Origin of the sequence: Actinomadura sp. GTD37, from assembly GCF_041951365.1 — a bacterium.
Classification (GTDB): Bacteria; Actinomycetota; Actinomycetes; order Streptosporangiales; family Streptosporangiaceae; genus Spirillospora.
On sequence record NZ_JBGNUS010000008.1, the window covers coordinates 66,939 to 83,243 of the forward strand.

At 74.1% G+C, this 16,305-nt stretch carries 17 protein-coding genes and 3 tRNA genes; 17 read left to right on the forward strand and 3 right to left on the reverse strand.

The features are described from left to right. Positions 1-9 precede the first annotated feature (9 nt). The 8 genes from ACA511_RS32330 (at position 10) to ACA511_RS32365 (ending at position 5,093) form a co-directional block, all read left to right on the forward strand. Positions 10-1,308, forward strand: coding sequence for a cellulose binding domain-containing protein (locus tag ACA511_RS32330; RefSeq protein WP_375028478.1), 1,299 nt, complete (start codon positions 10-12; stop codon positions 1,306-1,308). Positions 1,309-1,330: 22 nt separating this feature from the next. Further along, positions 1,331-2,098 carry a fumarylacetoacetate hydrolase family protein gene (locus ACA511_RS32335; RefSeq protein ID WP_375028479.1) on the forward strand — a complete coding sequence of 256 codons (768 nt, stop codon included), beginning with the start codon at positions 1,331-1,333 and terminating at the stop codon, positions 2,096-2,098. 3 nt (positions 2,099-2,101) lie between these two features. Continuing rightward, on the forward strand, positions 2,102-2,740 hold the full coding sequence (locus tag ACA511_RS32340) for a DUF2461 domain-containing protein (protein WP_375028480.1): 639 nt from the start codon (positions 2,102-2,104) through the stop codon (positions 2,738-2,740). Positions 2,741-2,842: 102 nt separating this feature from the next. After that, a tRNA-Gln gene (locus ACA511_RS32345) sits at positions 2,843-2,914 on the forward strand. A gap of 23 nt (positions 2,915-2,937) precedes the next feature. Continuing rightward, positions 2,938-3,010: transfer RNA gene (locus tag ACA511_RS32350), tRNA-Glu, on the forward strand. Between the two features lie 296 nt (positions 3,011-3,306). Continuing rightward, positions 3,307-3,379: transfer RNA gene (locus ACA511_RS32355), tRNA-Glu, on the forward strand. 126 nt (positions 3,380-3,505) lie between these two features. After that, positions 3,506-4,213, forward strand: a complete 708-nt coding sequence (locus ACA511_RS32360; protein ID WP_375028481.1) for a phosphatase PAP2 family protein — start codon at positions 3,506-3,508, stop codon at positions 4,211-4,213. A 76-nt stretch (positions 4,214-4,289) separates the two neighbouring features. Continuing rightward, positions 4,290-5,093, forward strand: coding sequence for an SAM-dependent methyltransferase (locus ACA511_RS32365; protein ID WP_375028482.1), 804 nt, complete (start codon positions 4,290-4,292; stop codon positions 5,091-5,093). On the opposite strand, the gene ACA511_RS32370 is transcribed toward ACA511_RS32365, so the two are convergent. Both ACA511_RS32370 and ACA511_RS32375 read right to left on the reverse strand, forming a co-directional pair. After that, the gene (locus tag ACA511_RS32370) at positions 5,040-7,109 is read right to left on the reverse strand and encodes an MMPL family transporter (protein WP_375028483.1); all 2,070 of its coding nucleotides are present in this window, start codon (positions 7,107-7,109) and stop codon (positions 5,040-5,042) included. The genes ACA511_RS32365 and ACA511_RS32370 overlap by 54 nt on opposite strands. A gap of 116 nt (positions 7,110-7,225) precedes the next feature. Further along, positions 7,226-7,786: an ArsR/SmtB family transcription factor gene (locus tag ACA511_RS32375; protein ID WP_375028484.1), complete on the reverse strand. Its 561-nt coding sequence runs from the start codon at positions 7,784-7,786 to the stop codon at positions 7,226-7,228. A gap of 171 nt (positions 7,787-7,957) precedes the next feature. Between ACA511_RS32375 and ACA511_RS32380 the strand changes: the two genes are divergently transcribed. The 9 genes from ACA511_RS32380 to ACA511_RS32420 all read left to right on the forward strand — a co-directional run bounded on the left by ACA511_RS32380 (position 7,958) and on the right by ACA511_RS32420 (position 15,824). Then, positions 7,958-8,419 carry a hypothetical protein gene (locus ACA511_RS32380; protein ID WP_375028485.1) on the forward strand — a complete coding sequence of 154 codons (462 nt, stop codon included), beginning with the start codon at positions 7,958-7,960 and terminating at the stop codon, positions 8,417-8,419. 81 nt (positions 8,420-8,500) lie between these two features. Then, the gene (locus ACA511_RS32385) at positions 8,501-8,845 is read left to right on the forward strand and encodes an NADH-quinone oxidoreductase subunit A (protein WP_375028486.1); all 345 of its coding nucleotides are present in this window, start codon (positions 8,501-8,503) and stop codon (positions 8,843-8,845) included. After that, on the forward strand, positions 8,836-9,657 hold the full coding sequence (locus ACA511_RS32390) for a hypothetical protein (protein ID WP_375028487.1): 822 nt from the start codon (positions 8,836-8,838) through the stop codon (positions 9,655-9,657). The genes ACA511_RS32385 and ACA511_RS32390 overlap by 10 nt, the downstream gene beginning before the upstream one ends. Beyond that, positions 9,650-10,513 (forward strand): NADH-quinone oxidoreductase subunit H, encoded by an 864-nt coding sequence (locus ACA511_RS32395; protein WP_375028488.1) that lies wholly within the window; start codon positions 9,650-9,652, stop codon positions 10,511-10,513. Before ACA511_RS32390 ends, ACA511_RS32395 begins: the two co-directional genes overlap by 8 nt. A 12-nt stretch (positions 10,514-10,525) precedes the next feature. After that, on the forward strand, positions 10,526-11,032 hold the full coding sequence (locus tag ACA511_RS32400) for an NADH-quinone oxidoreductase subunit J (RefSeq protein WP_375028489.1): 507 nt from the start codon (positions 10,526-10,528) through the stop codon (positions 11,030-11,032). Further along, positions 11,022-11,327, forward strand: coding sequence for an NADH-quinone oxidoreductase subunit NuoK (gene nuoK / locus ACA511_RS32405; protein ID WP_375028490.1), 306 nt, complete (start codon positions 11,022-11,024; stop codon positions 11,325-11,327). Before ACA511_RS32400 ends, nuoK begins: the two co-directional genes overlap by 11 nt. Further along, positions 11,324-12,943 (forward strand): NADH-quinone oxidoreductase subunit L, encoded by a 1,620-nt coding sequence (locus tag ACA511_RS32410; protein ID WP_375028491.1) that lies wholly within the window; start codon positions 11,324-11,326, stop codon positions 12,941-12,943. The genes nuoK and ACA511_RS32410 overlap by 4 nt, the downstream gene beginning before the upstream one ends. Positions 12,944-12,947: 4 nt before the next feature. After that, complete coding sequence (locus ACA511_RS32415) at positions 12,948-14,435, forward strand: NuoM family protein (protein WP_375028492.1); 1,488 nt, start codon at positions 12,948-12,950, stop codon at positions 14,433-14,435. A 12-nt stretch (positions 14,436-14,447) separates the two neighbouring features. Then, entirely contained in the window at positions 14,448-15,824 is a 1,377-nt protein-coding gene (locus ACA511_RS32420) for an NADH-quinone oxidoreductase subunit N (protein WP_375028493.1), read from the forward strand. Positions 15,825-15,900: 76 nt separating this feature from the next. On the opposite strand, the gene ACA511_RS32425 is transcribed toward ACA511_RS32420, so the two are convergent. Next, the gene (locus tag ACA511_RS32425) at positions 15,901-16,299 is read right to left on the reverse strand and encodes an NUDIX domain-containing protein (protein ID WP_375028494.1); all 399 of its coding nucleotides are present in this window, start codon (positions 16,297-16,299) and stop codon (positions 15,901-15,903) included. Between the last annotated feature and the right edge of the window lie 6 nt (positions 16,300-16,305).

The window sequence follows — 16,305 nt, forward strand, 5'->3', positions numbered from 1 at the left end:
GTGGACGAGTTGAGCGGCGAGGAGCCCGGGTACGTGCCCCCGGACCACAAGACGACCGCCGAGTTCCGCGTTCCCGGCCGGTCCGCCGCGCCGGGTCCGGAGACGGGGGCCGACGCGACCCTCGTCGACGAGCCCGTGGACGACCTCGCGGACGCGACACTCCAGGACGTCCCGGTCGACGATCCAGTGGACGACCCCGAGGACGACCCGGTCGACGACCCGGACGTGACGTTCCACGACCTTCCGGCCGACGATCCGGAGGACGACCCGGAAGACGCTCCCGACGTCACCCTCCACGATGCGCCGGCGCCGGAGAACGCGTCCGCGACCGTCACCGACATCCGGCTTGAGGAGCACGTTCCGCCCCCGGCGGAGGCGGCGGCGTTCGGGCAGGGCGCGATACCGGAGCTGGAGCCGGAGCAGGCAGCCGAGCAGGCGCCCGCCCCCGCGGCGGCCGAGCGACCCGAACCGGTACCCGCCCCCGCCCCCGCGCCGGTCGTCGGAGAAGCGCCCTGGACGGAGCAGTTCGGCGCCGGGCACGAGTCGACCTCTCCCGGGGCGGGCGGCCCCGGGGCTCCCTTCGCCATGCCCTCCGGCGGCCTCGGGACGGGGCCGCAGCCCGACGCGACCGCGCCGGCGGCGCCGTCCGCGATGCCGTCCGCGATGCCGTCCGGGGGAGCGCCGGCCTCGCGGTCCAGGCTGCCGGTGATCCTCATCGCGGCGGTCGCCGCGGTGGCCCTCCTCGCCGGCGCCGCGGTCGTGGCCCTGCTGCTCACCGGCGGCGGCTCGGACGGCGAGGGGAAGACCGCGGCGTCCCCGCCGGCCGCAGCGTCCGCCCCGGCCGGGGGACCGACGGACGAGCCGACCCCGCCCGGCGCCCCCTCGCCGAGCGAGGCGCCGGCGACGCCGCCCGCGACGCCGCCCGCGGCCGGTCAGCCGCCCGTCCAGCAGCCCGGCATGCCGCCGCCCGCGACCACCGCCCCGATCGGCCCGCTCGTCGAGGGCAAGGGGATCACGTATCAGCTCGTCCAGCAGGACGAGGGGTACTTCGAGGGCAAGCTGGTCATCACCAACCGGACCGACCGTCCCATGAAGGCGTGGAAGCTGACGTTCCGCACGCCCGGCGCGGACGTGAAGAACATCTGGGGCGCGCGGCTCGTGCACGGCGGCGCGAAGGCCGAGATCAAGAACCTGGACGGGGCGCCCGCCATCCCGCCGGGCGGCACCTGGGACGTCCAGTTCGGCGCCTCGGGACCCGCGTCCACCCCGAAGGGCTGCGAGCTCAACGGCAAGGCGTGCGGGTTCTGACCGGAGTACTAGGCTTCCGGACATGCGTATCGCCAGGTTCTCCACCGACGAAGGCATGTCCTTCGGCGTGGTGGAGGAGAACACCGTCGCCGCCATCGCGGCCCACCCGTTCGGTGAGCTGACGTTCACCGGGCAGCGGTTCCCGCTCGCCGACGTCCGGCTGCTCGCGCCGATCCTGCCCAGCAAGATCATCGCGATCGGGAAGAACTACGCCGACCACGTCCGCGAGATGGGCGGGGACGCGCCGCCCGCCGAGCCGGTGCTCTTCGCCAAGCCGTCCACCGCCGTGATCGGCCCCGGCGAGGCGATCGCCTACCCGCGGAAGCTGTCCGAGCGAGTCGACCACGAGGGCGAGCTGGCCGTCGTCATCGGCCGCATGTGCCGCGAGGTGCCCGCTTCCCGCGCCGCCGAGGTCATCCTCGGCTACACCTGCGCCAACGACGTCACCGCCCGCGACCTCCAGGCGAAGGACGGGCAGTGGACGCGGGCCAAGGGCTTCGACACGTTCTGCCCGATCGGCCCGTGGATCGAGACCGAGGCCGACCCCGCCGACCTGGCGATCTCCACGGCCGTCAACGGCGAGGTCCGCCAGGACGCCCGCACGTCCCTGCTGCTGCACGGCGTCCCGGAGCTCGTCGAGTACGTCAGCCAGGTCATGACGCTGCTGCCCGGCGACGTCATCCTCACCGGCACCCCCGCAGGCGTCGGCCCGCTGCAGATCGGGGACGAGGTGACCGTCACCATCGAGGGCATCGGCACTCTCGCCAACCGCGTCATCGAGCGGGACTGAGCCGTGGCGTTCGGCGGCTTCACCGACGAGGCGTTCTCGTTCTACGAGGGCTTGCAGGGCGACAACAGCAAGTCCTACTGGACGTCCCACAAGAAGACGTACGAACGCCATGTGCGCGAGCCCCTGACCGAGCTGTGCGCCGAACTCGAAGAGGAGTTCGGCGCGGTCAAGCTCTTCCGGCCGTACCGCGACGTCCGCTTCAGCAAGGACAAGTCGCCCTACAAGACCCACCAGGGCGGCCACACGGGCGAGGGCTTCTACCTCCAGGTCGACGCGGACGGCCTCATGGTCGCCGGCGGCATGTACGCGCCCACTCCCGAACAGTTGCGCCGCTACCGCGAGGCCGCAGGCTCCGACACCGGCGGCGGCGAACTCCAGGCCATCGTGGACGACCTCCGCTCCGCCGGCATGGAGATCGCCGGCGACCGGCTCAAGACGCGCCCCCGCGGCACGGCCGCCGACCACCCGCGCCTCGAACTCCTGCGGCACCGCTCCCTCTACGCCCGGACCGGATGGCCCGCCGACCCGTGGATGGAGGACCCCGGCCAGGTGGTCGCGCGGGTCCGGACGTCCTGGCGGCGCCTGCGGCCCCTCGTCGAGTGGGGACGCGAGCACATCGGCCCGCCCGACTTCACCCGCTAACCGCCGTTCCCCGCAATCGTTTTGGTCGTTGTCCCAAGGTCCTGTATTCTCATCGAGGCGCGAGCGACCGGGTCGGAAACGGCACGGAAGCCCGTACCTCACTGGGGTATGGTGTAATCGGCAGCACGAGTGATTCTGGTTCACTTAGTCTAGGTTCGAGTCCTGGTACCCCAGCTGCGTCCGCTCAGGCGGACCACGCCCCCGTCGTCTAGTGGCCTAGGACGCCGCCCTCTCAAGGCGGTAACGGCGGTTCGAATCCGCTCGGGGGTACGTGGCGGGCCGGCCTGCTCGGTGCCTTTCGCACCTTCGCCGGGGCCCGCGGTGTCTTCCCAGGGGGGCGACCCCCTGGAACCCCCGGTGTTCGGGCTTCGCCCGAACCGGTGGCCGGGGCGTACGCGCAGAGGGTTTTTCCTGCGAAGTCCACGTTTCCTTTTTTGATGAGCGCTGCCGTAAAGCCGTCGAACGTCCGGCCGGGTGCGGGGTGGTCGAAACCGGTTCGAGGTGGGGGGTCCGGTCCGGTAGGCTGGGCGACGTCCGGGTGGGAGATCACCCGGGTGCATGGTCCGGCCCCCGTCGTCTAGTGGCCTAGGACGCCGCCCTCTCAAGGCGGTAACGGCGGTTCGAATCCGCTCGGGGGTACCTGCGAACCGCGGAACGCCATCACGGCGCTCCGCGGTTCTTTTTTGCGTTCCGGGTTTCGCGGCGGCTCCAAATGATCCCTGCGCCTGATGTGGGCGAACGCGGCACGGGGGGAATGCTCCGTCCGTGCGGTGGGGATCGAAGGGCCGATGCGCGCTGCTCGTCGCGGCCATGGTGCTGGTCACCGCGGACGTCCTCACCGGCGGCCCGCTCAGGCACCTCGACTGGATCGTCCACGAGTACTGCGACGCGCACGTCCGGGACGGGCCCCTCACCGCCGTCCACCTGGCGACCAAGCTCGGCCAGCGCGGCGACCTGGTGGCGGTCATCGCCCCGCTGGCCGTCATAGCCGCCATACGGACGCGTTCGCCCCGCTACGTGGTGATGAGCGCGGCCATCGTGTTCGGACTGTCGCTGGCGCAGGCCGGGCTGAAGGCGGTGATCCCCCGGACGTATCCGTACGGTGACGCCGACCTCCTGTTCACGGGCGGGGCCGCGTATCCGTCCGGCCACACCCTCAACGCGTTCGTGCTCGTCTGGGTCGTCCTCGAACTGCTGGTCGCCGCGTTCCCCTCCGTCCGGCTGTCCGCGCGCCGGCGCCGCGGCATCTCGCTCGCGACCGGCTGCGTCGCGGCGGCGGCGCTCACGGTCGCGGACGAGCACTGGCTCACCGACGTGCTGTTCAGCCTCGCGCTGGGCCCCGTCCTGCTGTCCGCCCTGATCGCCGCGGAACCCCTCACCCGCCGCGCCGCCGTCCCCGATCGGCGCGGTCGCCGGACGTCGGGCGTCCCCACGCAGACGAATCGCCGGGCGCCGGAAGGCGGCGGCAATTGATCCGGCACAAGGCGGATCCCGGCCCGGTCGCTGGTGAATGATGAGGACGATCATCGTCGCCCGAGGGAGCCAGCACATGCCGGAGACGCCCGGATCCGAGATCGACACGAGCGTGCCGCATTCGGCCCGCATCTGGGACTACTGGCTCGGCGGCAAGGAGAACTACGCGGTGGACCGGGAGGCGGGCGACGCCGTCCTGCGCGTCCTGCCCGGGATCGCCGTCTCGGCCAAACAGGACCGGGCCTTCCTCGGGCGCGCCGTGCGCTTCCTGGTCGCCCAGGGCGTCCGGCAGTTCCTCGACCTCGGCACCGGGCTCCCCACCGTCGACAACACCCACGAGGTCGCCCAGCGCCTCGCGCCGGACAGCCGGATCGTCTACGTCGACAACGACCCGCTGGTGCTCGCCCACGCGCGCGCCCTGCTGACGAGCCGCCCCGAAGGCGCGTGCGACTACGTCCAGGCCGACATCCGGGACACGCCGGCGGTCCTCGAAGCGGCCGCCGGCACCCTCGACTTCGAGCGTCCGGTCGCGCTCATGCTGCTGGGCGTGCTGAACCACATCCTGGACGACGGCGAGGCCCGGCGGCTCGTCGCGGACCTGCTCCGCAGGCTGGCCCCCGGCAGCCACCTGGTCATCTCCCACACCTGCGACGCCACGACCGACGAACTGGACGGCGAGGCGATGCGCCGGGCGGTGCGGGAGGTGATGGAGCGCGGCGGGACGCCGATCCGCGCCCGGTCCCCCGAGGAGATCGAGGCGCTGTTCGACGGCGCCCGGCTGCTGGAGCCGGGCGTGGTGTCGTGCTCGCGGTGGCGTCCCGACCCCTCACCGTGGAGTGAACCCGAGGTCCCCCACTTCAGCGGCGTCGCCGTCCTCTAGCCGGACGCGGCGGCCGCGCGCCGGCGCCGGGGACGGCCACCAGAAACGGCGGCCCGCGTCGAGGGCCAGGGCGGGGACGATGACCGAGCGGACGAAGAAGGTGTCCAGGAGGACTCCCAGGGAGACCAGGACGCCTATCTGCACCATCATCGTGACCGGCATGGCGCCGAGGACGCCGAACGTGGCGGCGAGGACGAGGCCCGCGCTGGAGATGACGCCCCCGGTGACGCCCAGGCCGCGTAGGACCCCGGCCCGATGGCCCGAGCGGGCCGCCTCCTCCCGGATGCGGGAGACGAGGAACAGGTTGTAGTCCACCCCCAGCGCGACCATGAACAGGAACCCCATCAGGGCGACCTGGATGTCGAGGGCGGGGAAGCCGAAGGCGTACCGGAACAGCAGCCAGGCGGCGCCCAGGGCGGCGAAGTACGACGCGACGACCGTGCCGATCACCAGGAGCGGGGCGACCAGCGCCCGGAGCAGCACGACCAGGACGAGCAGGACGACGCCGAGGACGAGGGGGATCACCACCCGCCGGTCGTGGGCCTGGGCGTCGGCCAGGTCGACCTCCCCGGCGGTGCTCGCGCCGAACAGGGCGTCCGGGACGGCCTCGCGGAGCGCGCGGACGGTCTTCTTCGCCTCGTCGCTGTCCGGAGGCGAGGTCAGGACCACGTCCAATTTGGTCAGGCGGCCGTCCGCCGACCGCTGGGCGTTTCCGACGCGCGCTACTCCGGGGGCCCGCTGGAGGGCGGTCGTCACCGACGCCGGCTTCCCGGTGACCACCTGGAGCGGACGGCCCTGGCCGCCGGGATAGTGCCGCGCCAGCAGCTGCTCGCCGACGGCGGAGCTCGGCGTGCTGGTGAGGAAGTGGGCGCGGTCCAGGCCCGTGCTGATGCCGAGGCAGGCGGAGGCGAGCGCGCCCAGGACGGCCAGGCCGCCGATCCAGACCAGGCGCGGGTGCGCCGCGATCCGGTGGCCGGCGCGGTCCCACGCCCCGCGCGCGGGCGGGGCGTCGCCGCAGCGGGGGACGCGCGGCCAGAAGACCCACCGGCCGAGGATCACGAGGAGGGCGGGCAGCAGCGACATCACGACGACCAGGCCGACGAGGACGCCGATCGCGCCGATCGGGCCGAGCGCGTAGTTGAAGCCCATGTCGGCGGCGAGGAGGCAGAGCAGGCCCAGGGCGACCGTCGCGGCGGACGCGCAGACCGGGGCCGCGGCGCGGCGCAGCGCGATCCGCATCGCGTCGTGCCGGTCGGGGTGGCGGCGGAGCTCCTCCCGGTAGCGGGCGAGGAGGAGCAGCGCGTAGTCGGTGGAGACGCCGAAGACGAGCGCGTTGAGGATGGTGGACGTCCCGTCCGCGACGTAGAGGCCGGCGTGCTCGCCGAGCAGGTACACGACGGCGCCCGTCACCTGGAGCGCGATCGCCGCGTTCACGACCGGCAGCAGCCACAGGACCGGGCTCCGGTAGGTGAGCAGCAGGACGAGGGCCACCAGGACGACCGTGGCGATCAGGACGGGCTTGTCGACCTTCTCGAAGGCGTCCCCGACGTCCAGCGCGGCGCCCGCCGGGCCGGTCAGCCGCACGTCGAGGCCCGGCGGCACGTCCGCGCGGGACCGGTCGCGCAGCTTCCCGGCCTTGTCGCCGAGCGTGTCGTCGTCCTTCAGCGGCACGGCCAGCATGAGGGCCCTGCCGTCGCCGGACGGGACGGGCGCGGCGATCGTCCCCGCGGCGAGCGGGGCGAGGGCGCGGCGGTCGGCCTCGGCCTTCGCCCGGTCGGCCGGGGTGATGCCCGACGTCCGGGCGTAGGCGATGATCCCGGGCGCCCGCTCGCCGCCGGGGAAGCGGGACGCCAGCTCGTCCACCCGCGTGGACTGGGCGCCCCGGGGGAGTTCGGCGGACGACTTCGCCTGGACGACGTCCGAGAGCCGTCCGGCCGCCGGCGCCGCCAGGATCGCGATGACGACCCAGAGCAGCAGGACCGCCCATTTCAGCATGCGTTTGCGCGAGAGCAGCATGGAGTGCTCTCCTTTCGTCGGGGGTTCGTGTCGCGTGCGAACACGCCGCGGTGCGGCGTGGTGATGCGGGCTTCCGCCCGCCCGGGCCGGCGAGGGGCAACTCGCCGGCCCGGGCCCTAGACCTCCGGGAACGCCAGGAACCTGGCGTGGAGGGTGCGCGCGTCCGGCGGCGGGTCGTCGTCGGCGCGCTTGTAGCGGTAGAGGAGCGCGATGTACTCCTCGAAGAAGGGACGCACCTGGTCCGGCGTCAGCGTGACGGTGGAGAACGAGAAGAGCAGCGCGTCCGCCCAGGGGCCGAGGCCGTCGCGTTCGCGCAGGTAGCGGGTGAGCCCGTCGAGCCCGTTGGCGAACTCGAGGCGGGCCAGCTCCGCCACGGCCTCCCGCATCTGCGCCGACTGCTCGCCGTGGGGCGGCAGCCGCCGGTCGCCGGGGACCGCCCGCCACCAGCGCTCCCGCCCGCGCGCGAGCTCCGGGACCTCCTCGACGAACCCGTGCTTGGCGAGCTGCCGCAGGTGGTAGCTCGTCGAGCCGGTGCTCTCGCCGAGTTCGCGGGCGAGGGTGGTGGACGAGACGGGTCCGCGCCGCATGATCTCGGCGATCCGCTGCCGCAGCGGGTGCGCGAGAAGCCGCACCCGCCGCGGATCGGTGATCACCTCCGGGACCGGCTGTTCCTTCATGCCGCCGACGCTAGAAGTTGCAAAGACCCTTTGCAACGATTCTTGGCAAAGTTCGCCGCAGCGGGGGAGGCGCCACCCGCTTGAGGACCAGACGGCGCCTCCCTCTCCGGTCCTTCCCGGCCGCGTGTCCTTGGCTGACGAGCACGGGTGTGGTCAACTAAAATCACTGACATGGGGAGGGGCATGATGCGCGAGCACGCGGACGGGATCTCGCCGGGGGCGTCGCTGGCCGAGAAGGTGGAGTGGCTGATCCAGAACCTGTGGCCCGCGGACGCGGGGCCGCCGCGCAACAACGTGGAGACGGCCGCCGCCATCGCGGGCGCCACCGGCGAGGACATCTCGTCCACCACCGTCTGGAAGCTGCGCACCGGGCGGCAGGAGAACCCGCAGCTCAAGACGCTGACCGCGCTCGCCACGTTCTTCGGGGTGCCGATCGGGTTCTTCGGGTTCGCCGGCGAGTCCGAGCCGATCGGGGACGACCTCACGATCAAGGCACTGCGCCGGGACGTGGAGCAGGGCGTCATCCGCCCGGAGGTGCTGCGCGCCCTCGTCGACCTGTCGCCGCGGGCCCGCTGGGTCGTGGACGAGATGATCCTCGCCGCCGCGGCCGCCGACCGGGAGCGGAAGGCGTAGGGGCCGGAAGGCCCGGGGCGATGTTTCACGGCCGCCCCGATCAGGTAAAGGCGGACTACTAGCCGTCCACCGGGAGCCGCGATGCCGCCGTACGCCGTCGTCCTGTCGGTGCTGGGGCTGGTGGCGGCGGTCATCGCGGCCGTCTACGCGGTGTCGTTCGCGGTCGCGCCGCGGGCGTTCGAGGCCGGGCCGTACCTGTCGGGGGCGCGTCCGGCCGAGCACGCGCTGTCGCGCTTCCACGTGCGCTGGTACGCGGTGTCGCTGGTGTTCCTCGCGTTCGACATGGAGATGGTCTTCATGTACCCGTGGGCGCTCGTCGTCGCGTCGGTGGGCGTGAAGGCCGTCGTGGAGATGTTCGCCTTCCTGGCGTTGCTGCTGGTCGGCGTCCTCTACGCGTGGCGGGAGGGGGCGCTGCGGTGGTCCTGAGGCGCGACCCGCGCCCGCTCGTCGTGTCCGCGGCGGACGGGACGCGGGACCGGCTCGCGGTCGAGGCCGAGCTGCGGCGGCGCCGGTGGCGTCCCGCGCTGTCGCCCGCGGAGACGGGGACGCTCGTCGTCTGCGGGAATCCGGGGCCGGCGCTGGCGGACGCGATCGAGACCGTGTGGCGGGACATGCCGGAGCCGCGGACCCGGGGGCTCGACGGCGCGTCCGGCGGCGAGCGGCCTCCGCTGCGCCTGGACGCCGGCATGGCCGACCGGGCCGACGACCGCGACGGGCTGCGGCTGGACGTCCTGCATGTGCCGCTGGGTCCGGTCCTGCCGTACTGGCCCGCCGGGCTGCGCGTCGATCTGACGTTGCAGGGGGACGTCGTCCAGGCCGCGGAGGCCATCGCCGTCGACCGCGCGGAGCGGACCTTCTGGACGGACGAGCGGCGGGTGGCGGCCCGGCTCGACAGCCTCGCGCGGTTCCTGCGCGTCGCCGGGTGGGACGTCGCGGGGGAGCGCGCCGCGGTGCTGCGCGATGAGGCCCTGGACGGTGCGGCGGGCGCGCGGTTCGGGGCGTTCGCCCGGCGGGTCCGGCGGTCGCCCGCGCTGCGGTGGATGACGCGCGGCGTCGGCGACGTGCGGGAGCGGGTCGAGGGGTGGCTCCGGGAGATCGAGGGGGCGGACGGGACGCGGCGCGCGCCCGCGCGGGAGTCGCTGGAGGCGCTGCCGTCGCTGCTGGCGGGGGCCGAGCTGGCCGAGGCGCGGCTGATCGTGGCGAGCCTCGACCCGGACCTCGGCGCCGTCGATGGTTGAGGTCGTGGTCCTCGGGGTGCTGGCGGTCGCCGCGGCGACGCTGAGCGGTGCGCTCGCGGGACGTCCCGCCGCGCCGTTCCAGGAGGCCGTCCGGCTGCTGACCATGCAGCGCCGGACCACGGCGCGCGCGGACCGCCTGCTGGTGCGCACCGGGGCGGTCTCGCTGCCGGTGGCGGCGGCGCTCGCCGCGCTGGTGGTGCCGTTCGGCGACCGCGTCGCCGTGCCGGCGAGCGTCGGCGTCGTCTGGTTCAACGCGATGGAGGTCGTGGCCTGGGGCTCGGTGTGGCTGGCGGGCTGGGGCGTCAACTCCGCGTACGCGCTGGTCGGCGGGTACCGGTTCCTCGCGCAGGGCCTCGCCTACGAGCTGCCGCACATGTTCGCGCTCATCACCGCCGCGCTGGGCGCGCACTCGCTCGACCTGCGGGTCATCGCGGCGGCGCAGGACGGGCTGTGGTTCGCGGTCTGGATGCCGGTCGCGTTCGCCGTCTACCTGGTCTCGGCGTCGGCGATGGCGTTCTGGGGCCCGTTCGGCCATCCGGTGGGCGGCGACCTGGCCGGGGGAGCGATGGCCGAGCTGTCCGGGCCGGACCGGCTCGTCTTCCTGGCCGGGCGGTACGGGCTGCTCGCGGTGGCGGCGGCCGTCGCCGTCCCGCTGTTCCTCGGCGGCGGGGCGGGACCGCTGCTGCCGGGATGGCTGTGGTCGCTGGTGAAGACGTGCGCCGTCCTGGCCCTGCTCGTGTGGACACGGGGACGCGTGCCGGTGCTGCGCATGAACCGGGCCATGGCGGCGGCGTGGACGGTGCTGATCCCGGCCGCGCTGCTGCAGATGCTCGTCGTCGGGATCGTCGTCGTCTGAGGGAGGCGAATCGTGGAGGACGCCGCGTTCTGGGTGCTCGCCGCCGCGGCGGTCGGGTCCGGCATCGCGGTCTTCGTCGTGGACTCGATGGCGCGGGCGACGTTCTCGCTGCTCGCGTCCTTCCTGTGCGTGGGCGCGGAGCTGCTGCTCGTCGACCTGCGCTACCTGGGCGTGCTGGTGATCCTGATGATGATCATGGAGATGCTGGTGATGGCCGTCTTCATGGTCATGTACATGATGAACCCGGCCGGGCTGATGCCGATGTCGATGCTGCACAACAAGCGCGGCGCGCTCGGCATCTCCGCGGGCCTCTTCGCGGCGCTGGCGGCCGGGATCTTCGCGGTCCCGTGGCCGGCGCGGGCGGGACGTCCGCCCCGGGATCCGACGTTCGCGCTCGGCGAGTCGATCATGGGGCCGAAGATGCTGGTCATGATGGTGATCGGGATCGCGATCCTGGCCACCATGATCGCGACCGTGGTGCTGGCCACGCACCGGGGGCGGTACGACCGTGACGCTTGAGACGTTCCTGCTGCTCGCCGCCGCGCTGTTCTGCGTCGGGCTGTTCGGGGCCCTGTCCCAGCAGTCGATCGTGATGCTGATGATGGGGCTCGAACTGATGGTCAACGGGGTGGTGGTCGCGGCGGCCGGGTTCTGGCACTGGGTGTCGCCCGGGATGCCGGACGGGCAGGTCCTCGTCCTCGTCGCGATCACCGTGATGGCGCTGGAGATGGCGATGGGCTTCGCGGTGGTCACCGCGCTGTTCCGGGCCCGGGACGTCGACATGACCGACGACGCGGGAGAGCTGCGCGGATGAGCCTCCGGCCGGGCGGCCTCGCGGTGGACGGACTGTCCGCCGTGCTGCTGGTGACCCTGGCCGTCGTCCTCGCGGCGGTGCTCGCCTTCGCGGCGGCGGAGCGGTACGGCCCCCGCTTCCACGGGCTGATGCTGCTGTTCGCGGCGGCGATGGCCGTCACGGTCACCGCGACGGACCTGTTCATGCTGCTGATGGGCTGGGAGGTCATGGGCGCGATGTCGTACGCGCTCATCGGCTACGCGTGGCCGGACGCGGAGCGGGTCCGGTCGGCGGACGTCGCGTTCCTGACGACCCGGGCCGCCGACATGGGGCTGTACGCGGCCGCGGGCTTCGCGGTCGCCGGGGCCCATTCGCTGCGGCTCGACGCGCTCGCGCACGCGGACGCCCCCTGGCGGGACCTGATCGCGGCCGGGGTCGTGGTGTCCGCGCTGGGCAAGTCGGCGCAGCTCCCGTTCTCGTTCTGGCTGGCGCGGGCCATGGCGGGCCCGAGCCCGGTGTCGGCCCTGCTGCACTCGGCGACGATGGTCGCGGCCGGCGCGTACCTGCTGATGCGCGTCCACCCGCTGCTGGCGGCGACCGGCTGGGCGGACGCGCTCGTCTCCTGGGCGGGCGCGGTCACCGCCCTCGTCCTCGGGGCCGTCGCCGTCGCCCAGCGGGACCTCAAGCAGCTCCTCGCCGCGTCGACGTGCGCGCAGATCGGCTTCATGGTGCTCGGGGCCGGCGCGGGCTCGGTGGCCGCCGGGACGGCGCAGCTGGTCGCGCACGCGGCGGTGAAGAGCCTGCTGTTCCTGTGCGCGGGCGCCTGGCTGAGCGCCCTCGGGACCCGGCGGCTGGACGAGCTGCGCGGCGCGGCGCGGCGGCACCAGGTCGTCGGGGCCGCGTTCGGGGTGGGGGCGGTCGCGCTGGCGGGCGTCCCGCCGCTGTCGCTGTGGGCGACGAAGGACGCGGTCCTCGCCGGCCTGCCGCCCGGACTGCTCGCGGTGGGCCTCGCGGCGTCGGTGCTCTCGGCGGCCTACGCGGCGAAGGCGCTGTTCGCGGTGTTCGGCCCGGCGGAGGGGGAGCCCGTCCGGGTGCCCGCGCTGGGGCAGGTCCCGCTGGTCGTGCTGGCCGTCGCGGCGGCGGTGCTCGGCGTGCTTGCGCTTCCGGGAGTGGCCGGCGCGTGGCGGCGGCTGCTCGGGGCGCCGCACGAGAACGGGCCGGAGATCTGGACGCTCGCCCTCTCCGGACTGCTGGCGGTGACGACGGTCGCTGCGGTCGGATACGCCCGCCGGCTCCCCGCGCCCGGATGGGCGGCGGAGTGGCTGTACCTGGAGCGGGCCGCCGACGCCGCGGTGGTGCGTCCGGCGTTCGCGGTCGCGCGGGCACTGGCCCGGTTCGACGACCGGGTCGTGGACGGCGCCGTCCGGGGCGTCGCACGAGGCGGCCGGCGGGCGGCGGGCCTGACCGGACGCCGTGTCGAGATCCGCGTGGACGACCTGACCGGCCTGGTCGCCCGCGCCGCGCGGGCCCTCGCCGCGCTGGCCCGCCGTCCGCAGACCGGGCAGGTCCACATGTACTACGCCCAGGCCGCGGTGGTGCTCGCGGTGCTCGTCGTCGTCGCCGTCCTGGCCGGGTGAGCCGATGCTGACCCTGGTGATCTTCCTGCCGGTCGCGGTGGCGGCCGCGGTCGCCGTGCCGGCCGTCCCGCGCCGCGCGGTGCCGTGGACGTGGATCGGCGTCAGCCTCGCCGAGGTCGTCCTCGTCGCCTGGATGTGGGTCTCCCACGGGACGTCCGCCGGGACGTCCTTCGAGACGAACGCGCGGTGGATCCCGTCCGTCCGGGCCGGCTACCACGTCGGCGTGGACGGCCTGTCGCTGCCGCTCCTCGCCCTCACCGCCGTGCTGTTCGCGGCGTGCGCGGTGTACTCGCTGGGGCGGACGCGCCGGGCGCGGGCGTTCGCGGTCCTGTTCCTCTTCCTGGAGACCGTGTGCCTGGGGCTGTTCGCCGCCCTCGACCTGCTGCTGTTCTTCGTCTTCTTCGACCTGTCGATCGTCGGCATGTACTTCGTGATCCTGCTGTGGGGCCACGGCGGCAGGGCGCGGTCGGCGCTGAAGTTCTTCCTCTACACGTTCCTGGGCTCGCTGATCCTGCTGCTGGGCTTCATCGGCCTCTACCTCGGCGCCGACCCCCACACGTTCGACATGGTGGAGCTGACCCGCGACCCGCCGCTCAGCGGCGGCCTGGCGGGGCTGACGCTCCTCGCCGTCGGGATCGGCCTCGGCATCAAGACCCCGGTCGTGCCGTTCCACACCTGGCTGCCGCCCGCGCACACCGACGCGCCCGCCGCGGGGTCGGCGATCCTCGCCGGGGTCATGCTGAAGATGGGCACGTACGGGCTCGTCCGGATCGCCATGCCGATGCTCCCGGACGCGTGGCGCCGCTACGCGCTCGTCTTCCTGATCGTCGGGCTCGTCGGCGTCCTGTACGGGGCGCTGGTCGCGCTCGCGCAGGACGACGTCAAGCGGCTCGTCGCGTACACGTCGGTGAACCACATGGGCTACATCGTCCTCGCGCTGGGCGCGGCCGGGTACGCGTCCGGCGACGCGGGCGCGCGGCGGCTCGCGGTGACCGGCGCGGTCACGCAGATGGTCAGCCACGGGCTCGTCACCGGGGCCCTGTTCCTGCTGTGCGGGGTCCTGCACGACCGGGCCGGGAGCTACGACCTCGGCCGGTTCGGCGGCATCGCGCGCGGCGCGCCCGTGTTCGCCGGGCTGTTCGGGGCCGCCGCGTTCGCCTCGCTCGGGCTGCCCGGCCTGTCCGGGTTCATCGCCGAGTTCCAGATCTTCGCCGGGACGATCGGGAGCGGCACGGCGGCGGCCGCCGCGACCGGCGCGCTCGCCATCACCGGGATCCTGATCACGGCGGCGCTGTTCCTGCGCGTCCTGCACCGGGCCGTGCTCGGGCCGCCCGGCGAGCTGACCGCGCGGGTCACCGACGTGCGGCGGCCCGAACTGGCCGCGCTCGCCCCCCTGCTGGTCCTGTCGCTGCTCGTCGGCGTCGCGCCGCGCGGCCTGCTCGACACGATCGAGCCGCTGTCGGCCGCCGTCGTCGCGCTCGTGGGACGGTGACGTGGGACGGTGATGAACGAGAACCCCGCCGACCTCGCCCCCGAGCTGTGCGTGCTGATCGCCGCCGTGCTCGGCCTCGTCAACGGGCTCTTCCTGCCCCGCGACCGGCAGTGGCGGGTCGCGGCCGTCTGCGCGGCGGGGCTCGCCGCCGGGCTGGCCGCCGCCGGCGTGGCCGCGACCCGCGCCGACCTGGCGGTGTTCGACGCGTTCCTCCTCGACCCGATCACGCACGTCACCCGGATCACCGTGCTGGGCGCGGCCCTGGGCGTGCTGGTCCTGGCGGCCGGGCGGGTGCGCGGCCATCCCCGGGAGAGCGAGCACTACGTCCTGATCCTGCTGTCGGCGCTCGGGGCGATCGTGCTCGGCGCCTCGGCCGACCTGCTCGTCCTGGTGGCGGCCTACCTGCTGGCGAGCATCCCCGCCTACGCCCTCGCCGGGTTCGGCAAGGACGCGCCCGGCACCGAGGCCGCGCTGAAGTACTACCTGATGGGCGCGCTGCTCGGCGTGTTCATGCTCGCCGGGGTGACGCTGCTGTCCGGGGTGGGGCGCGGCACCGCGTACCCGGCGCTGCGCGCCGGGCTCGCGGGCGCCCCGGAGGCGGCGGTCGCCGCCGGCGTCGTCGCGCTGCTCGCCGGGCTGCTGTTCAAGGCGGGCGCCGTCCCCGGGCACTACTGGGTTCCGGACGTCACCGAGGGCGCCCCGCCCGCCATCGCCGCGTTCGTCACCACCGTCCCGAAGATCGGGGCGTTCGCCGCCCTCTACCGGTTCGGCGCCGATGCGCTGCCGTCCGGGACGTCCTGGCCCGCGCTCGTGGCCGTGATCGCGGCGGCCACGATGACGCTCGGGAACCTCGCCGCCTTCGGGCAGGACAACGTGCGGCGGCTGCTCGCCTACTCGACCGTCAGCCAGGCGGGCTACCTGCTCGTCCCGGTCGCGATGGCGGGACGCAGCGCCCTGGCCGAGCCCGCGCTGCTGTACTACGTCGCGGCCTACGCGGTGACGAACCTGGGCGCGTTCGCGGTCGTCCTCGCGGCCGGACGCGACGACCTCGCCGGGTACGCCGGGCTGATGCGGCGCTCCCCGCTGCTCGGGCTGTCGCTGGTCGTCTGCCTGCTCGGCTTCGTCGGCACACCGCCGACCGCCGTGTTCGTCGGGAAGGTCCTGATGTTCGGCGCGGCGCTGGACGGCGGCTACCTCTGGCTCGCCGTCGCCGCCGCCGTGAACTCGGTCGCGAGCGTCTTCTACTACCTGCGCTGGATCGTCCCGCTGTTCGGACGACCGGACCGCCCGCTCCGCCCCGCGCCCGGCGCCACGGGCGTCGCCGTCGTGGCCGCCGCCTTCTCCGTCGCGCTGGGAATCGGCAGCGGCATCGCGCTCGCCGTGTCCTGACGCCGCGCTCAGGCGGGCGCGCGCGGGGCGCGCATTTCCACCAGGCCGTCGGGCTCGCGGACGAGATCCCGGAGGCTCAGCGGAGGAGGCCCTGTTCGTCCGCCAGGTCCAGGGCGGCCCCGGCCGCCGGGGCGAGGAGGTGGCGGTCGGACGCGCCCACGTAGACGTACTCGTCCACCTCGCCGGCCGCCGCCATCGTGCCCGCGTAGCCCGCGGTGAAGCAGGCCATGCGCACGTGGGTGAAGTCGGGCTGGTCGTGGGCGGCCGCGCGGACGACGCCCAGCTCGCGGAAGGACGTCCGGTCGAGCTCCAGGTCCAGCTCCTCGCGGACCTCGCGGGACAGCGCCGACCAGTCGTCCTCGCCGGGCTCGCGCTTGCCGCCGGGGAGGTAGAGGAGATCGCGCCCGCGCGACCGGACGGCGAGCATCCGGCCGCCCGACACCTGGACCCACGCGACCACGTCGAGGTCTGCCATGCCGAT

Bases quoted from the DNA above. Each gene is read 5' to 3' on its own strand.
- ACA511_RS32365 (WP_375028482.1), top strand. From the start codon at position 4,290: ATGCCGGAGACGCCCGGATCCGAGATCGACACGAGCGTGCCGCATTCG.
- ACA511_RS32375 (WP_375028484.1), bottom strand. From the start codon at position 7,786: ATGAAGGAACAGCCGGTCCCGGAGGTGATCACCGATCCGCGGCGGGTG.
- ACA511_RS32370 (WP_375028483.1), bottom strand. From the start codon at position 7,109: ATGCTGCTCTCGCGCAAACGCATGCTGAAATGGGCGGTCCTGCTGCTC.
- ACA511_RS32380 (WP_375028485.1), top strand. From the start codon at position 7,958: ATGGGGAGGGGCATGATGCGCGAGCACGCGGACGGGATCTCGCCGGGG.
- ACA511_RS32385 (WP_375028486.1), top strand. From the start codon at position 8,501: ATGCCGCCGTACGCCGTCGTCCTGTCGGTGCTGGGGCTGGTGGCGGCG.
- ACA511_RS32420 (WP_375028493.1), top strand. From the start codon at position 14,448: ATGAACGAGAACCCCGCCGACCTCGCCCCCGAGCTGTGCGTGCTGATC.
- ACA511_RS32395 (WP_375028488.1), top strand. From the start codon at position 9,650: ATGGTTGAGGTCGTGGTCCTCGGGGTGCTGGCGGTCGCCGCGGCGACG.
- ACA511_RS32415 (WP_375028492.1), top strand. From the start codon at position 12,948: ATGCTGACCCTGGTGATCTTCCTGCCGGTCGCGGTGGCGGCCGCGGTC.
- ACA511_RS32410 (WP_375028491.1), top strand. From the start codon at position 11,324: ATGAGCCTCCGGCCGGGCGGCCTCGCGGTGGACGGACTGTCCGCCGTG.
- ACA511_RS32335 (WP_375028479.1), top strand. From the start codon at position 1,331: ATGCGTATCGCCAGGTTCTCCACCGACGAAGGCATGTCCTTCGGCGTG.
- ACA511_RS32425 (WP_375028494.1), bottom strand. From the start codon at position 16,299: ATGGCAGACCTCGACGTGGTCGCGTGGGTCCAGGTGTCGGGCGGCCGG.